This window comes from Legionella septentrionalis (assembly GCF_003989745.1).
Lineage (GTDB): Bacteria > Pseudomonadota > Gammaproteobacteria > Legionellales > Legionellaceae > Legionella_A > Legionella_A septentrionalis.
On record NZ_RZGS01000044.1, the window covers coordinates 1 to 16,714 of the forward strand.

Sequence of the window (16,714 nt, forward strand, 5' to 3'; positions counted from 1 at the left end):
TTTGGATTCTGATTTGTCAGTACAATTAGCAAGTCTTCACGAGAATTTTTGCTCCCTGCTAAATAAAGAGATTGACCAAAAACGTGAACTTTCATACCAAATACTTGTTGCTGATAGGGGGCCAGATGATTAAATAATTGGGCTGAGGTCTTAAATTTCTTTCTACCAATACAAATGTCTATGTTCCCTTTAATCCGTAAATAAAAGGGGATATTCTCTGCTACAAGCCAAGCGATAAGTGCTTTGTTAGGAAATTCTCGGTCACCGAGTACGCCTTGTATCGATTCTTTACCAAACGTATTAATAAATCGAGATAACAATTCCATTTGTTCTTTAGCTGTTGTACTTCCTGCTTTGTTAAGCAAGCGCCAAAATATAGGAATGGCAATCCCTTCATAACAAATCGACAACATAAATACGTTGATTTTTGCCTTCCCCCAATACCAATTTGTCCTGTCAATAGCTATATAAACTTTCTGGTGTGAAGTAAAAAATAACAAATAAATCCAACGAGCAATCCAGATAAAATCTAATTCAAACTTTGAAAAAAAACGGTAGATTCTTTTGTAGCGTGATTCAATGCTTGCTTTATTACCATCCATTGCAACAGCTATTTCGCTTAAATTGATACTTCTCACCATAAATAGCGCTAACAACATTTGTGCAAAACAGTCTATTCGAGACTTGTGCCAATTTAATTGCTGACTTAAAATGCCTCTCAACTCGCTGATATATTTCATATTTACATCCTTTTTTAAGACAAAATGATTATATGAAATACATTTAAAATCAGCGAGTTATTTCGACCCCCTACCATTTATAATCGGTTTTTGTCCGGCACAAAGAAGAAATTATAATAAAAATAGTTTCTTAATATCTTCTTAAGTAATTTTATTTATAATAAGCGGCTTACGCGGAAATTAGCAGTTTATAAAAAAGCATTTCCTGTCATGCAGGGTTCATTTATAATGGTTATCTTTTTGCCAAGGATTTTTTATTCATGAAAGCGTGGTCTTCAGAAAAAATTTCGGTGCTCGCATTGGTTCTGTTAATTACCGGGGCCATCGACAGTATCCGTAATTTACCTGCCACTGCTTTATTCGGCTCTTCTTTGATTTTTTTCTTTATTTTTTCAGCTATTGTATTCCTTATCCCTGTAGCTTTGGTTTCGGCAGAGCTTTCTTCTACCTGGTCTGAAGAAGAAGGGGGTGTCTACAGCTGGGTACGCCATGCTTTTGGCGATAATTGGGCCTTTTTTACGATTTGGCTGCAGTGGATTAATACCATGGTCTGGTACCCCACTATCCTGTCTTTTATTGCAGGAACCTTGGCTTATTTAATCAATCCTGAATTAGCCCAGAATAAATACTATTTGATTGCGGTTATCCTAATCACATTCTGGTCCCTTACCCTGCTGGGGTTGCTTGGTCTGCGCGCTTCCGCAACTTTTGCCAGTTTTTGTGCCATTATCGGCATGATTATTCCTATGGGTTTTATCATTTTTCTAGCGTTGATTTGGTTGCTAAAAGGCAATCCGATCGCCATTGATTTAAGCTTTTCCAATCTAATCCCACACTGGAAAGATACCCACTCCTGGATATCGCTTACTGCCATCATGACATCTTTTTTGGGAATGGAATTAGCTGCAGTGCACGTACGCAATGTCCACAATCCACAGCGTAATTTTCCACGTGCCATGTTTTTTTCAGTTGTTTTAATATTGACTACCATGATTTTTGGTTCGCTGGCGATTGCTTTTGTATTACCGCAGGAAAAAATTGGGTTGGTCAATGGCGTAATGCAAGCTTTCACCAATTTCTTTGACGCTTATCATTTGAGTTTTTTAATGCCTGTCATGGTGATTTTACTGTTGTTGGGTAGCTTGGGCAGTATGGTTAACTGGATCATTTCCCCTGCCAAAGGCTTGTTGCTGGCAGCTGATGATGGTTTTTTACCGCATTGGCTCTACCGCCTGAATAAACATGGCATTGCCTCCAGGATATTGATTTTGCAAGCCGTTTTAGTGACCTTGCTCTGTGGCGGATTTCTATTATTCCCCACGGTCAATGCCATTTACTGGCTATTCACAGCATTAAGCACTGAACTTTATATTTTAATGTATGTACTGATGTTCATCGCCGCCATTCGCCTAAAACGAAAATTTGCCGGTTTACCGCGCCCCTTTGCCATACCAGGCGGCCGTTTTGGGTATTATTTCACCTGTTTATTAGGAATAGCTGGGTGTGCCATTACGCTGTTCGTTGGGTTTTTCCCCCCAGAAAACAGCATGGATGTAGGCGGCGCAAATCATTTCCGTTTCGTATTTTCAAGCGGCATTTTACTGATGCTGTTTCCGGCATTGTTGTTATACTTGCGCAGACTTTCGCTAACAGCTAAAACAAAAAAAAAGGAATATGAAATGAGCTTGGCAAATTGACAGTTGCGCCTAAAGCGGATAATGTGTTCAAGATGAACTTTTTTTATCATTTTATTCATATATTGTTGTAATAATGACTTTGTTCTCTAAAAGCGCTAATTCAATACTAATCATAAATTTTGCGGGTGGATTATTTAATTCACTCGTTTTCTCTGTTTTGCGCCGAGTCAGCGTGGTTGTGGTGGCCCTTGCGGCCCATTAATCCTTCCCTTCATCTAGTTGTTACTTCCTTAAATACTCTAAACGAGAAATAAAATTATGTCTCAAACTAAATCAATTTTAATGTATGGTTTTGCCATTTTCGCCATGTTTTTCGGTTCAGGAAATTTGGTATTTCCATTGCAAATCGGCTATGCGGATGGTGCCCACTGGTTGTTAGGATTTGCGGGCTTACTAATTACAGGCATCTTGCTGCCTTTTTTAGGCTTGTTTGTTATTAAACTGTATCACGGTGATTATCAGCAATTTTTTGCCGGTGCCGGAAAAACTGCCAGTGTTTTTCTACCCTTTGCAATGCTGTCTCTTTTAGGGGCATTCGGCGTGGTGCCGCGCTGTATTACCGTAGCCTATGGAAGCATGCGCTGCATGATGCCGGAAATGTCCCTCACCTTGTTCAGTCTACTTTTTTGCCTGCTTACCTATGCCATTTGCTTAAACGACAAATTGATGATTAAAATTTTAGGTAAGTGGATAAGCCCGGTACTGTTAGCCGCCCTACTCATTCTCACCTTAGTCGCGGTATTTTGCTCACCGGCTGCGGTCACTCCACAGCCAGCGCAAACAGCTTTCCTCACCGGCTTTTATACGGGTTACCAAACCATGGATTTGTTCGCAGCGTTTTTCTTTTCCGCCTTAACATTCGCACAAATACAGAAACACATGCCTGATGCGACTAATCGTGAAGTTTTGCGTTTTGCTATCAAACCCAACATAGTGGCTGCCATATTACTCGCTTTAGTTTATCTGGGTTTTGTTTATATGGGAGCACATTATTCTTTCTTAATGCAGGATGTGGCTGCCGAGTCCATGCTGCCGACCATTGCGCAATACACCATGGGCAATCGTGCCACCCAACTCATAGGCATAACGGTATTGTTTTCCTGTCTGTCAACCGCAGTGGCTCTTAATAACTTGTATGCCAGGTACTTGTGCAACACTTTAAAATTTAAAGAAAACAAATTTCATTACGTCCTTGTAGGCACCACTCTTATTTCATTCGCAATTTCCCTACTGGATTTCCGTGGCATTGCCGCTTTTTTACAACCGGCTTTAGAAATTTTTTATCCTGGTGTGATTGCATTGACGATCATAAGCATTGCCTGCAAGCAACGGCAACGGCTTAAAAAATTTCTTTTCTACGGGATTACCCTGTTTACAATTGGGTACGGTTTTTTTTAACTGATAGCTGCCGCGTTTAAGCTGGATGTTGCGAGTAATGTCCAGCTTAGTTTGGCAATGGTGCAAGGTTCATGCGCGCACGCTGCAAATCTTCAGCCGTGTTGATATCCTGCAAAGGTAAAACACAAGCTTCTTCAACTTTAATTTGATGTCCCGCCCACAACACCCGCAATTGCTCCAGTGCTTCCATTGCTTCCAGGTCGCATACAGGCCATTTACTCATTTCAAGCAGAAAAGCAACGCGATAGGCGTATAACCCAATATGCCTGAACACGTGTTTACATGCCAAAGGTTCATCACGGTTCGCTGGAATCAAGCTGCGGGAGAAATAAAGCGCATGCTGGTTTTTGTCACGAACCACCTTGACTACATTGGGATCTGCCGCCAGGGTGTAATCATGCACGGGCCAACATAATGTCGCGACGGATGCTGCAGTGGTTTTTAAGCTTTGCGCTACCTGCCGGATTAATTCGGGGGCAATTAAAGGCTCATCCCCCTGCACGTTTACAACAATATCATCTGGACGGAAATTTTTTTTCACCACGGCTTCAGCAATGCGATCCGTACCGGACTGATGCGTTGACGCGGTCATGATGACATCTGCACCAAAATGCTGCGCTGCTGTGTAAATCATTTCATGATCGGTAGCAATGGTAATGCTTTTGGGTTGCGCTTTTAAAGCTTGCCGATACACCCGTTCAATGACACTCATGCCATGCAAATCCATCAACAACTTCCCTGGTAAACGGGTAGATTGATAACGGGCCGGGATGATTACATGAAAATCGGTGCTCATAATTGATCTTTTTCCTCCAGGGTCAACAAGCGCGCCTCCGTCTCGAGCATCACCGGTATACCATCGCGAATTGGATAAGCCAGCCTGTCAAAACGGCAGATCAATTCTTCATTTTTGAGTAGCAATTTTCCCTTACATAACGGACAAACCAGAATATCAAATAATTTTTTATCCACGCGGCTCCCCTTGCGTCACTTGATTACGTATATAAACCGGCAAAGCTTCCTCCGCTGTGACCGATTTTATGCTGCCGGATTGTACCAAATTAAGCATCGCTTGAGCACTTGGGAAAACAACGGCTTGCTTAACGATACGAGCTCGGATTAAAGACGGCAGCTGTGCAATATAATTGTCCCAACCCACGCCTGCCAGTAACAAAGGAACATCGGGAAATATTGGCAGCTGTGCAGCCGCTGCCACCCCTTCCTCTCCCTTTATTTCCTGGCTGAAATAACCATAATAAACTTGCTGCATGCGAGCATCCAGCAAAGCCAGAACCTGCGTATTTAAAGGCAGCTCCTTCTCTTGCTGGAAAGCTTTGTGTGCGATTGCCGCAAGACTACTGACTGGAAATACAGGAAGATCGTGCGCATAAGCCAATGCTTTTGCCACGCTACAGGCAATCCGCAAGCCCGTAAAGCTTCCTGGGCCACGGCCAAAAACAATGCCATCCAATTGCTTAAAACTTAAGTTGGCTTCCGCCAATAAAGTAGAAATCATAGGCAATAACAATTGTGCATGCTGGCTTAATGCCTTTTGTTCCTTGCCAAAAACCTGTTCGCCTAGGGCTACAGCAACTGTAGCGGTTTCTGTGGATGTATCTAATGCTAATAAATTCATAATAACTCAGTATCATTATCCAAAATTTTTAAACCTAACTGATTTATAAACGATAAAACCTTATGTTCTTCACGCGTTTTTCTCATGGGTGGCAAACTTGCAAAAATTTGCCTGCTATAATCTCTGGCAGTTAAACGTGGGTCGGCAATCATAAGAATACCTCGGTCTGCTGCGTCTCGAATCAAGCGCCCTACACCTTGTTTTAATGCTAAAATGGCATTAGGCAGGGAAAGCTCATCAAAACCAGACAAGCCACGCGCTTTCAAATAATCCATTTTACCACGCATTACCGGATCCGTAGGGCTGGCAAAAGGAATTTTATCGATAATAACGCAAGACAATGCCTCACCTTTCACATCCACACCCTCCCAGAAAGTTGCAGTGCCTAACAACACGGCATTGCCTAATTCGCGAAAGCGTGCCAAAAGAATGGGCTTTGCTTCCTCCCCTTGGATAAGTAGGGGAAAATTAAGATGCGTGGACAATAAATCTGCCATCCTTTGCAAAGCACGATGGCTGGTAAATAAAAAGAAACACCGCCCGCCGCAAGCATTAATAACGGGCAATGCTTTGGCAAGCAATGCTTCATGGTAATGATCATCTTTAGGATCAGGCAATGCGCGCGGTAAATAAAGCAAAGCCTGCGTCTTAAAATCAAAACTGCTGGGAAGCAGTTGCGTTTGCACATCGGTTAAGCCCAAGGGCTTAGTAAAACAGTCAAATGAAGAAGCCATCGTCAACGTGGCAGATGTAAATACATAGGTGCATGTTTGCTGGCGTAACAAGGTTTGGAAAGAATCAGCTACCATAAAAGGGGTGGTATGAAAGACCAAACTATGCTTAAAGCGCTCTACCCAACGAATTTGCTCCAATTTTTGCCCTTGGAATAATGTTAAGAGCCTGCAAAGTTCATCCAGGCGCTCCTTGCAACGCTGTAAGCCAGGATGTTCCTGAACCGCCATGCCGCTAATATAGTCTGACCATTCTTGCATGAATAAAAGCAACGCTTCCCAGGATTTTAGGAATGACGGATATCGTTTAAGATCCGTCCAACTGCTGCGCTCTCTAAATGATGGGTAAGCTTCAAGCAAGTCATGAATGATTGTGCCCAGAGTTTGGCTTGATTGTTGCAAGAATTGGTAAGGCTCTTCCAGCACAGACCATACCCGCAGCATATCATCCAGTAAATCGTGCAACTGGCGGGTGCTGATGCGCTCGCCATAAAAATTGGACGCAATTTCAGCCAACTGGTGGGCTTCATCAAAGACCACCACATCAACTCCCGGCAATAATTCGCCAAACCCTTCGGTTTTCAAGCGCGAATCAGCAAAGTACAAATGATGGTTTAGGATAACCACATCCGCATCAAGCGCACGTTTCCGGGCTTTTACTAAAAAACACTCGGCATGATACGAACATTCGACACCGAGGCAATTTTCGCTGGTCGAAGTCACAAAAGGCCAAACTGCCGACTCTTCCTGAATTTCAGGTAATTCATTGCGTTCACCGGCAATTAACCGAGGAAGTTTTTCATGAATATAAAGTACTTCATGGGCGATTTGTTGCGCGCTAAATTGCCCTTCGTTGACATGAAGGTCAAGACGATAACGACAAATATAATTAGCACGTCCCTTAAGATTTTGTACGCGCACTGATAATCCTAATGCACGGACAAGCACAGGCAAATCTTTTTGGAAAAGCTGATCTTGCAGGGTTTTGGTAGCTGTGGAAATGAGTGCTTTTTTACCGCTTAACAAACAGGGAACTAAATAGGCAAAGGTTTTGCCTATTCCTGTTCCTGCCTCAGCAACCAGGGTAGCACGTGCTTCGATGGCTTTGGCGATGGCGATCGCCAAATCAATTTGCTGCGTGCGTGCAACAAACCCTGGAATTGCTGTAAACAACCGACCTTGCTCGCTGAGTACGCGCCGGCAATTTGTTACAAAATCCTCCAGGATGGGAGTTATTCCCACTCTTTTTGCAGATATTGCAGTTTATTTTCCACGCCTTCCCATTCCTTCGCATCTTCAGGCGGCTCTTTTTTTGCGGTAATGTTTGGCCAGGTTTGCGCCAATTCAGCATTAATGGCAAGAAATTGCCGTTGGTCTTCAGTCAAGTCATCTTCTGAAACAATGGCTTGCACAGGACACTCCGGCTCGCATAATGCACAATCGATGCATTCTTCCGGATGAATCACTAAAAAATTTGGCCCTTCATAAAAGCAATCCACGGGACAAACTTCGACGCAATCCATATATTTACATCTGATGCAGTTTTCAGTCACAACAAATGTCATATTAAACCCTTAAACAGCGAAAATTGTCATATTAAAGCATATATTCTTGCCTTTCCGCTAGGCGTTCTTCATGCTTCCTGCCGCGCCAGGCGTGATTATCTTTTATTTTGTGCAATTTTTAAAATGAGCTTGAGTAAGAAACGCATTATTTTAAACCGGGTGAAAATGCATTGCTCTTAAATTGGCATTGTTGTAAAAAATATTCCGCAGGAAGATCGCGGGAATTTTTAGAAATGACTTGCCGGAATAAACTTGAAGCTTCGAGATAGCGTTTTTGCTGGTAATAAATAAGCGCTTCAGCAAAAATGGCTTGGTATGCGAGTTTTGCTTGCACTTCAAGTTCAGGATTATGATTAAAAACTTCATATATATTAATCGGCTCTACTTTTCCTTTTACTTGCACACTGCCTAACGACCGCAAATGGAAACGCTCGGGATGGTGCAATTGCTTAAACGTTTCTTCCGTAATTAAAACATCCACGCCTAAAACTTTAGTTTGTGATTCTATCCTGGAAGCCACGTTCACCGTATCGCTGATGACCGTACAATCCATCCTGTCTTCATATCCTACCGTTCCCAATACCAGCATACCTGTGTTGATACCAATACCAATTCGCACCGGCTGCAAACCTTTATGAGTCCGCGTTTCATTGTATTTTTTTAAAAAGCCGTGCATATCCACAGATGCTTGTAAGGCATCATCCGGCCTTCTATTGAATAACGCCATAATCGCATCACCAATATACTTATCTATAAATCCATTATTTTTAACGATAGCTGGCTCTAAATAACTCATTAATTCATTTAGAAAGGAAAATATCTCAACGGGACTTGCATGATCAGCTAACTCCGTAAACGAGCGGATATCAAGAAACAGCACCGACATGTTTTTTTCAACATTGTCACCCAAATTAACATGAACGATGCTTTCTTTATTTAATAATCTTAAAAAATCCTGGGGGACAAAACGGGCTTGAGCTTCTGCAATTTGTTGAATTTCTAAAATTTTCTTCTCCAGTTCTGTATTGAGCTCACGTACTTTTAATTCCACTGCTTGTAAATCACGAAAATAAGCACTGGTGCGCACCATATAGCGGACACGATGCCCCAGCAGGGCGGCATTAATCGGCTTAGTGGTAAAATCCGTGGCACCTGCTAGAAATGCCTTATTAATCGATTCATAATCCTCAAGGCCGGTTACCATCATGATGGGCGTGTAACGGAAATGGACCATCTTACGGATTTCGGCACATACTGCAAACCCGTTCAATCCAGGCATTTCTACATCTAATAAAATGGCATCAGGCTGAGTAGTTTTTAATACCTCTAAAGCTTCTTCACCGTTCTCGACGACTAAAGATTCAAACCCGGCATCAGACATGGCTTCTGCAAGCAATAATCGCATCGTGGCACTGTCATCCACAATAAGAACCAATGTTTTCTGTTGGGCTTGCAATAATTCGCTTGCTTCATGAACCATTATGTATTCCCACAATCTTGGTGGCTAAATAAAGAGTTAATTCATTCAATTCTAATACGATATCCACTGCATCTAAGGATTGCGCCACACTGCCCATGCCAAATACGATCGAACTTTCCGGCCCTTGAATCATGGTAAGGCAATTTGTTTTCTTCATTTCGAGCATACCTTCAGCGCCGTCGTAACTCATGCCGGTTAATAAAACTCCAACTGCATGAGGCCCACACACTTTGGCAACCGATTTAAATAAAATGCTAATTGATGGAATAAAACCATAAGCTGGCCGTCCTGCATATAAATCAGCAACCAGCCCCCGATTTGTACGCTTCACTTCCAAATGGTGCCCCTCGGGGGCAATGTATACTGTACCTTTGCTGAATACTTCGTCTTGCTCTGGGCTTTTCACTTGCAGTTGTACATGGTTTTTTAGCCAGTTGACAAAGCCTTCGGTAAAACCATAACTCATGTGTTGTACAAGAATAATTGGCAAAGGATAATTAGCCGGTAAGGCTGATAAAATAGTTTTTACAGCCATAGGACCACCGACTGAAGCACCAATTGCGATTACTTCATAACCTTTACCCGATGCATTGGTTATTGATGAGACAGGCTCCTTTGCCGGAACTCCCTTACACATTTTTTTCATAACCTTAATCTCAGCCATCGCGCGTAAGGTAGCGGCGATGCGTTTTCGCGTGTCTTCAAAATTGGGCGCTAAAACATTCGTAGGTTTAGCGAGTGCGGTGAGCGCACCTGCTTCAAGGATGTGGAAAACGGATTTGACTGACTCATCATCCACCGTCGAACTAATCACCACGATGGGAGTGGGCTGTTGCATCATAATAAGGCGGGTAGCATCCAATCCATCCATAATGGGCATTTGAATGTCCATGGTGATTAAATCCGGCTTAAGATAAAGTGCAGCTTCGACAGCTTCTTTGCCATTCCTGGCAATCCCTACGATAACCATATCCGATTCAGGCTCTAATATCTTTTTGATGAGTGCGACTTCCGTTTCTGAGTCATCCACAATGAGTACCCGAATCATGAATTCATCTCCGTGAAGTCTTTTATGGAGGGAATGGTTGGTGCCTGCAGTGATTTTTCTATCAGCTCGATAGAATTTAATACAAAAATAATTTGCCCATTCCCCGACAAGGTAGCACCGGCAATACAAGGGGTATTGGTTAGAGGCGCCTGCAGAGGCTTTATAACAATTTCACTTTCGCCCAGGACTTCATCCATTACCAAAGCCACTGTATGCAGGTTTTTCTTTACCAAAACAATTTGCAGCAAGTCACTCTGAGGAACCCAGGTTTTTTCCGGGTTTAAAATGGCGGTTAAGGCATATAAATTAATAGGAAATTTGTCATCAAGTAAAATGGCACGGCTATTTTCTATCTCATGGATGTCGCCTTGTCGAATCAATAACACTCTTAAAACGCAATCAACCGTTATCGCAAAAAATTGATTATCGCTACGCACAATAAGCCCTCGTTCCGTAGCAAGTGTCAAGGGCACATGTAAATAAAAAGTCGTACCCTGCCCTTGTTTGGAGGTAACGGTTACGTTTCCTTTTAGCGCGGCCAAATTCGTTCTAACCACATCTAAGCCCACGCCGCGGCCTGAAATGTCTGTAATAGTCTCGGCGGTAGAAAATCCGGGATGAAAAATCAGTTCAAGTATAGTTTGCTCCGTCATATTTTCTAATTCTGCCTGAGTGATTAGATTTTCCTGCAGAGCAATTCTCGCTATTTTATCCAGATCGATTCCTGCGCCATCATCTTTTATTACAAAAACGATTTGGCTGCCTTCCTGGTGAACGTCAATAGCAATAGAAGCAATTTCAGGCTTGCCTTTTTGTACCCGTTTTTCTACGGGCTCAATTCCATGATCAATTGCGTTTCTTAAAATATGATGCAATGGATCTTTTAAACCTTCTAAAACAAGTTTATCAATTTTAACTTCATTATCGGCTATCGTCAGGTTGACTTCTTTATTTAAAGAAAGCGCTAAATCACGCACTACCCGCGGCAGCGTTCTAAGTAAAATAGACACAGGAACAAGGCGGAGCATGCCCACTTCATCCTGTAAATTATTAAACGTTACTGCAAGTTCATTCATACGAGCGCGCATATCCTTCTGCAATTCCTGCAGAGAATGAGTAAACTCCATTAGTTCATCAGACATTTCCAGCAGCGATACGGCTTGCGAAGAAGCAGGATTAATAAGGCTTGTGGAAACTAGATTCGTTAACTCTTTTTTCCAGGATTTCATGAATTGTCGCATGCGGACATTGATACGACTCAACTGTGCATAATGATCATCAAACGCAATTTTATTAACAAGCATGTCTTCCATATAGGCTGAGACATGCTCAAGATTTTTCAGTGAAACCCGTATCGATTCTTCTACTTCTTCATGTTTAGCAGAACTCACCTTGGCAGGGCTTATTGCAGGTTTACGAATAACGGGCGCTTCTTGCGGCAATTTACTATCCCCGGAAGCATATTGCTCAAGACTCGCCAAAAGTTCTGGTAACTCAAAAGAAAGTGGTTGGGATTTCAAAAAACACCCCATGGCTACCTGCATTGCATCTACGGCAGCAAGACAAAGCGTGATGATGGGTTTGGAAACTCGCACCACGTGTTTTTGCAGAGAAGAAAATAAAGTCTCCAGGCGGTGTGCAATGTCTCCTACAGGTAAAATACCAACTCCCCTTGCAGAGCCTTTAATATTATGTGCAGCCCTGAACATGTCATGAATGGTTGCTTCATATTCACTGCTATCCTGCTCTATTCTTTCAAGTTTAAGTAAGCCATCCGTGATGACCTGGCATTTTTCATCGAGTTCTATTTTAAATGTATTAACAATTTGTTTGGCAAAATCCTGACCGACTTTGGTTGTCGTATGAACAGGTGTCTTTGCTTGACCCATGCCAGCAACCGGTTCTTTAAGAGAAGATTCTTTCTTGTTATCAAGCCATTGTTTTAATTTCAGCATGAATGTTTGGTAACCGTCAGGAAGCGATTCACCTTGACTACAAGCTTCCATAGCTTCCTTGAGATAAGCAATAATTTCCTGGCTTCCAACAATAATTTCAGCACTTAAAAGCGATAGATCCTGCTGAATACCGCTAAATAATTGCTCAAGCCGGTGCGCCATTTCAACAATATAATCAAATTCCACAGCTTGAGCAGAAACTTTGATATTACGAGACTCACTGGCAATGCTTTGTACCAGCTGTTCCGTGTTAGCAGTGGGGTTTTGGGTTTTAAGATTATCCAGATTTTCTTGGATAAGGGTAATCCGTTGCTTAAACTCGCCTTTGAAGATTTCAATCAGTTTATTATAGCGTTCGTCTGCAGATGCCATATTCACCCTTATATTCGATAAATATCCACATCTTTTTTAAGCCCCTCTGCCATCTCAGCCAATCTATTGATTACTTCCGTAGTTTGTTTAATACCCACTACAAAAGAAGAAGTGGCTTGGTTGATTTCATTCATACTCGCTGTGATTTGCTCAATTCCAATCCCTTCTTGTCTTATGGCAGCTTCCATCTGCTGGCTTAAAATGGAAGCCGTATTAATCAACTCGCTGAGACTGTTAATTACTTCTGCGGTGTTAGCAATCAATACGCTACCCGCATCCACTGTTTTAGTACCTTCTCCGGTGACAATCACTGCCTTATCAGCCGAATTTCTTATTTCTTCGAGAATTTTTTGTACTTGCGTGGTGGCTTGTTCCGATTGCTCAGCCAAATTTTTAACTTCATTGGCTACTACAGCAAAACCCTTTCCAGCTTCGCCAGCCTTAGCGGCTTCAATGGAGGCATTTAGTGCCAACATTTTTGATTGTTGTGCCAAAGTAGTAACAGCCGAGGTAATCTCGCTAATTTGTTGGGTATGATTATTTAAATCCACGATGGTTTTTTCAATGATTTTTACTTTTTCACGTAATGTATTCATACCTTCGATGACTTGTTGGACTGATTCTTTCCCCTTTTTACCTTGTTCATACGTACTTTTTGCGGCATCGCGTAAACTTTGTGCTTTTTCAATTGTTTTCTTTGAGCTTTTATCAATTTCTTCTAAAGAAGCACTGATTTCACTGATCGCCGAAGCTTGCTCGGTTATGCTGGTTGATTGTTCATTTGCCGAGGATTTAATGGTATCCACCATGCCAATCACACGTTGACTTGTATCCATGATTTTTTTTGCCATCCCAGCCAGGTTATCGGTCATGGTATTCAAGTCTTTCCCTAATTTTTCCATCAAATCACCCTGCCGTACTTCAATTCGCTCGCGCAAATCACCTGCAGAAACTTTACTCGTGTGTTCACTAAATTGTTGGGCAGTTTGCACGGTCGTTTCAAATAACTGCCGTGTTTTTTCTTCATTCGCAATCAGCGCCTTTTCTTTCTCTACGATGGCATCGTGCATGCTTTTTAACGCCTGCAGAAGTTTCCCCACCTCATCGCTACCCCCAGGAGGGATTTCAATATGGCGCTTTCCAGAAGCAATGGCTTGAGCAACATCGATGGCTTGATTAAGTGGGCGCACGATAGAGCGGGCAGTAAGAAAAGGAACAACAGCCGTTAAAACAATGGCTAACATCAGCAGCCCATAAGATAACCATTTCAAGGTGACTAAATTGTTAGTAAGCCTTATCGAATCTTTGATGAATATCTCAGAGACAGCATTGAATATGCCACCACGAAAATGGGCAGGATCATTCACATCACGAACACCTTGAATAATAAGCAGCATCTTATCAAGTATTTTCACGGCAGCACTTAAATGTACCAGCGCTTGCTCTGATAACAAATCTTCTCGATTTATAGAAAATGAGAACAGTGCATTTTGCTCATTAAACAAAGGGGAATAGTGAGTTTTTAATTCATTCCAAAGTTTTTCAAAATCATTTGGATAATCATAAGCGTCTGTTAACTCATCGATTTCTTCAATGCGCGCGAGCATCTCCTGACGATTTGTCTCAAAATTCGTTTTGGCCCGTTCATTCCCTGTGATTAACCATTGGTACACATACCGTTGTGAAGTTAGTATTTTGCCATCCAAATCAATGACAGCATTTAACGTAGGCGTGTCAACTTCCTGAATAATGCTATTGATTTGGTTACTGGACTCTACCTTAACGAGCGTAATCAACATCACAATAAACAAAGGCATGCTGAGTAATAAAAAACCAGCTATTAAACGGCCACGAATGGATAAACCACGGTGTGATTTCCTTGCGTGTGCATCCATCACCTTTCTCCTTCCCGTTTAAGTTGTATGGCAACCGCTGCAATAATTGCTTCTACATTAATAATAGCGCTTAAACCTTGATACAAACCAATTACATAGTCCGGTTGGATGGCCTCGAACGAGGCCAAGGGTGCTTCCAGTGCGGATTGTTCGTAAAAATTACTGCCATAAACCGTATCGGCGAGAAATCCTAAGGTTATTCCTGCGGCTGAAACAATAATAATGTAACGAGTTTCAGGATAAGTCACAGAAGTAAGCTTAAAGAATTGCTTCAAATCCAAAATAGTGAGCAGCGAACCACGCCGATTGATAATTCCGGCAACAAAATCAGGGGTGAAAGGAGGTTTTGCTAAAGGCATATTGCCCATGATTTCCTGGACATAGCTCATCGGCACCCCATAAGTCTCATGGCCTAAAGCAAAGGGTACGTAAGTGAGTGCCACCTCACCTTCATCGTCTTTAAGAGTTTCTCGCGCCAGCAGAGCAGCGCGTTTTTCCAATAATTGCAATGTCTGTACGTCTTTGGGCAAGCATTGCAGGGCATGCTGTATCTTAGATTGAATCATGCCCATACTCCTCACCCAGGCAAGCCTTTCTGGTAAAATAGGCACTTTTGTCAAAATGGCTAATGAGGCAGGTAGACGCATAATTAATTGGATCGGACGCTCCGAACATTAAAATTCCATCGTCATCCAGACACCCGGCTAGCCTTTTCACCACAAAATCAATGTGTTTTGTGTCAAAATAAATCAACACATTTCTACACAAAATTAAATCCAAAGACGAAGTGCCATTTAACAGTTCAGGATAATGGGGCTCAACCAAATTTAAATAGCGTAATGTTACCAAACGCAAGATTTCACTGCATAACTGGTATCCATCTTTTTCTTTTATAAAATATTTTTCTAAAAAATACTTAGGAATAGTACGCATCGACCAGGGCCGGTAAAAGCCAACACTGGCCTTTTTTAGAGCTTGTGTATCAATATCCGTGCCTAACAAATGAAGTTTCCAGTCAGCAAGGGATGGTAACATCTCGTAAATTATTAACGCTAAGGTATAAATTTCCTCCCCCCCTGCTGTACCGGCACTCCAAATCCGTAAATTTAAATTGTCTTGCTGTTGTTTACGCTTGATAATTTGCGGTAATAATGTCTCCTGCAGCAATTTCATTTGTTGCTGATCGCGAAAAAAATAACTTTCTCCGATTACGATTTGACTAATAATCCTTTCAAATAAAGAAGAATTTACAGGCGTATTGGCCAGCCGGGCCAAATAAGCGTCGAGCTCTAAGCTTAAGCGCTGACAGTCTTGTTGAATGAAAGCATATAGGGTTTTTAACAGCGTAAAAGGCACTACGATTCCCGTGCGCTGTAAAATAATTTGCAGTAATTTTGACTCCAATCCTTTAAGAGTATTAGAAAAACCCTCCGACAAACCCATGGTATCTATGTGATGCATCATGCTCACCTATTGTTAAGCGCTGGGATTTTGCTTTCAGTTAACTGTATTTTTAAAAGTTGGTGGATATCGATTAGCAGCGATATATTTGCATCAATGGTAACCGCTGCAGCAAACGGCGCTTTCTCTTCCCTAAACGCATCATTTAATTGTAGTTGAGTTTTTTCTACTTCAATCAACCCCAGAATTTTATCGACTATCACCCCAGCGAATTGCTTACCATCCGTACAAAGCAATACTGGCGTATCGGGAGAATAAGGCTCCTCTCGCGTAGAACCCATGCAAAAAGCCCAATCCACTAACGGAATGCTATGCCCTCCCCAATTAATAAGCCCCGCTAAATAGGGTGGAGAATTTGGAATTATCTTAAACAAAGGAATTAAAAAAGCCTTTATCACATATTGCAGTTCAATGCATACATCAACATGCGATAGTCGGCACAGTAAAATTTTAAGTTTGGATGGCTCAGTCATAGGACTGCCTGATTTAAAATTTCATAGGGATTTTACAAAGCATTAGCATAAAATGGCTTTATTGTAAAGAATTTATCCATATTATGCACTTTTCTGCGCATAGGGTATTCAAGGACTTATTTACAATAAATTTAGGAAATACTAGGCAACGTCCCTAAAGTTTTTTAGCCAAGATTTCATCTTAAATTGAGCACAAATTTTTCTATTTCACTTCGATCTACCCCCTCTCCCACGATAGGAGCTTTGATAGTATGATGATGCCC

General features: G+C 41.9%; 15 protein-coding genes. 2 read left to right on the forward strand and 13 right to left on the reverse strand.

What is annotated here, in order from left to right:
* The coding region (locus tag ELY11_RS11125; RefSeq protein ID WP_127033529.1) for a transposase at positions 1-740 on the reverse strand (740 nt) is incomplete at its 3' end.
* A 260-nt stretch (positions 741-1,000) separates the two neighbouring features.
* Here ELY11_RS11125 and ELY11_RS11130 point away from each other — a divergent pair.
* Together ELY11_RS11130 and ELY11_RS11135 are read left to right on the forward strand one after the other, a co-directional pair.
* On the forward strand, positions 1,001-2,437 hold the full coding sequence (locus tag ELY11_RS11130; protein ID WP_126952954.1) for an APC family permease: 1,437 nt from the start codon (positions 1,001-1,003) through the stop codon (positions 2,435-2,437).
* A gap of 258 nt (positions 2,438-2,695) precedes the next feature.
* A complete protein-coding gene (locus tag ELY11_RS11135; protein ID WP_127033531.1) occupies positions 2,696-3,835 on the forward strand; it encodes a branched-chain amino acid transport system II carrier protein in 1,140 nt (379 codons plus the stop codon).
* Between the two features lie 46 nt (positions 3,836-3,881).
* On the opposite strand, the gene kdsB is transcribed toward ELY11_RS11135, so the two are convergent.
* The 12 genes from kdsB to ELY11_RS11195 all read right to left on the reverse strand — a co-directional run bounded on the left by kdsB (position 3,882) and on the right by ELY11_RS11195 (position 16,451).
* On the reverse strand, positions 3,882-4,631 hold the full coding sequence (gene kdsB / locus ELY11_RS11140) for a 3-deoxy-manno-octulosonate cytidylyltransferase (RefSeq protein ID WP_126952952.1): 750 nt from the start codon (positions 4,629-4,631) through the stop codon (positions 3,882-3,884).
* A complete protein-coding gene (locus tag ELY11_RS11145; RefSeq protein ID WP_126952951.1) occupies positions 4,628-4,807 on the reverse strand; it encodes a Trm112 family protein in 180 nt (59 codons plus the stop codon). The genes kdsB and ELY11_RS11145 overlap by 4 nt, the downstream gene beginning before the upstream one ends.
* The gene (gene tsaB, locus ELY11_RS11150) at positions 4,800-5,471 is read right to left on the reverse strand and encodes a tRNA (adenosine(37)-N6)-threonylcarbamoyltransferase complex dimerization subunit type 1 TsaB (RefSeq protein ID WP_127033533.1); all 672 of its coding nucleotides are present in this window, start codon (positions 5,469-5,471) and stop codon (positions 4,800-4,802) included. The genes ELY11_RS11145 and tsaB overlap by 8 nt, the downstream gene beginning before the upstream one ends.
* Entirely contained in the window at positions 5,468-7,444 is a 1,977-nt protein-coding gene (locus ELY11_RS11155) for an ATP-dependent DNA helicase (RefSeq protein WP_127033535.1), read from the reverse strand. Before ELY11_RS11155 ends, tsaB begins: the two co-directional genes overlap by 4 nt.
* The gene (gene fdxA, locus ELY11_RS11160; RefSeq protein ID WP_126952949.1) at positions 7,435-7,767 is read right to left on the reverse strand and encodes a ferredoxin FdxA; all 333 of its coding nucleotides are present in this window, start codon (positions 7,765-7,767) and stop codon (positions 7,435-7,437) included. Before fdxA ends, ELY11_RS11155 begins: the two co-directional genes overlap by 10 nt.
* Positions 7,768-7,912: 145 nt before the next feature.
* Positions 7,913-9,247, reverse strand: coding sequence for an adenylate/guanylate cyclase domain-containing protein (locus tag ELY11_RS11165; RefSeq protein ID WP_126952948.1), 1,335 nt, complete (start codon positions 9,245-9,247; stop codon positions 7,913-7,915).
* Entirely contained in the window at positions 9,237-10,295 is a 1,059-nt protein-coding gene (cheB, locus tag ELY11_RS11170; protein ID WP_126952947.1) for a chemotaxis-specific protein-glutamate methyltransferase CheB, read from the reverse strand. The genes ELY11_RS11165 and cheB overlap by 11 nt, the downstream gene beginning before the upstream one ends.
* Entirely contained in the window at positions 10,292-12,622 is a 2,331-nt protein-coding gene (locus ELY11_RS11175; RefSeq protein ID WP_127033537.1) for a chemotaxis protein CheA, read from the reverse strand. Before ELY11_RS11175 ends, cheB begins: the two co-directional genes overlap by 4 nt.
* Positions 12,623-12,630: 8 nt before the next feature.
* On the reverse strand, positions 12,631-14,517 hold the full coding sequence (locus tag ELY11_RS11180; RefSeq protein WP_127033539.1) for a HAMP domain-containing methyl-accepting chemotaxis protein: 1,887 nt from the start codon (positions 14,515-14,517) through the stop codon (positions 12,631-12,633).
* Positions 14,517-15,083, reverse strand: a complete 567-nt coding sequence (locus tag ELY11_RS11185) for a chemotaxis protein CheW (RefSeq protein ID WP_158615199.1) — start codon at positions 15,081-15,083, stop codon at positions 14,517-14,519. The genes ELY11_RS11180 and ELY11_RS11185 overlap by 1 nt, the downstream gene beginning before the upstream one ends.
* Positions 15,070-15,981, reverse strand: a complete 912-nt coding sequence (locus tag ELY11_RS11190) for a CheR family methyltransferase (protein ID WP_127033543.1) — start codon at positions 15,979-15,981, stop codon at positions 15,070-15,072. Before ELY11_RS11190 ends, ELY11_RS11185 begins: the two co-directional genes overlap by 14 nt.
* 2 nt (positions 15,982-15,983) lie before the next feature.
* Complete coding sequence (locus tag ELY11_RS11195; RefSeq protein ID WP_126952943.1) at positions 15,984-16,451, reverse strand: chemotaxis protein CheW; 468 nt, start codon at positions 16,449-16,451, stop codon at positions 15,984-15,986.
* Positions 16,452-16,714 lie beyond the last annotated feature (263 nt).

What these genes read in the sequence shown, in the direction of transcription:
- kdsB (WP_126952952.1), bottom strand. Translation starts at nt 4,631, where the DNA reads ATGAGCACCGATTTTCATGTAATCATCCCGGCCCGTTATCAATCTACC.
- ELY11_RS11175 (WP_127033537.1), bottom strand. Translation starts at nt 12,622, where the DNA reads ATGGCATCTGCAGACGAACGCTATAATAAACTGATTGAAATCTTCAAA.
- fdxA (WP_126952949.1), bottom strand. Translation starts at nt 7,767, where the DNA reads ATGACATTTGTTGTGACTGAAAACTGCATCAGATGTAAATATATGGAT.
- ELY11_RS11190 (WP_127033543.1), bottom strand. Translation starts at nt 15,981, where the DNA reads ATGATGCATCACATAGATACCATGGGTTTGTCGGAGGGTTTTTCTAAT.
- ELY11_RS11165 (WP_126952948.1), bottom strand. Translation starts at nt 9,247, where the DNA reads ATGGTTCATGAAGCAAGCGAATTATTGCAAGCCCAACAGAAAACATTG.
- ELY11_RS11135 (WP_127033531.1), top strand. Translation starts at nt 2,696, where the DNA reads ATGTCTCAAACTAAATCAATTTTAATGTATGGTTTTGCCATTTTCGCC.
- ELY11_RS11180 (WP_127033539.1), bottom strand. Translation starts at nt 14,517, where the DNA reads ATGGATGCACACGCAAGGAAATCACACCGTGGTTTATCCATTCGTGGC.
- ELY11_RS11195 (WP_126952943.1), bottom strand. Translation starts at nt 16,451, where the DNA reads ATGACTGAGCCATCCAAACTTAAAATTTTACTGTGCCGACTATCGCAT.
- cheB (WP_126952947.1), bottom strand. Translation starts at nt 10,295, where the DNA reads ATGATTCGGGTACTCATTGTGGATGACTCAGAAACGGAAGTCGCACTC.
- ELY11_RS11185 (WP_158615199.1), bottom strand. Translation starts at nt 15,083, where the DNA reads ATGATTCAATCTAAGATACAGCATGCCCTGCAATGCTTGCCCAAAGAC.
- tsaB (WP_127033533.1), bottom strand. Translation starts at nt 5,471, where the DNA reads ATGAATTTATTAGCATTAGATACATCCACAGAAACCGCTACAGTTGCT.
- ELY11_RS11130 (WP_126952954.1), top strand. Translation starts at nt 1,001, where the DNA reads ATGAAAGCGTGGTCTTCAGAAAAAATTTCGGTGCTCGCATTGGTTCTG.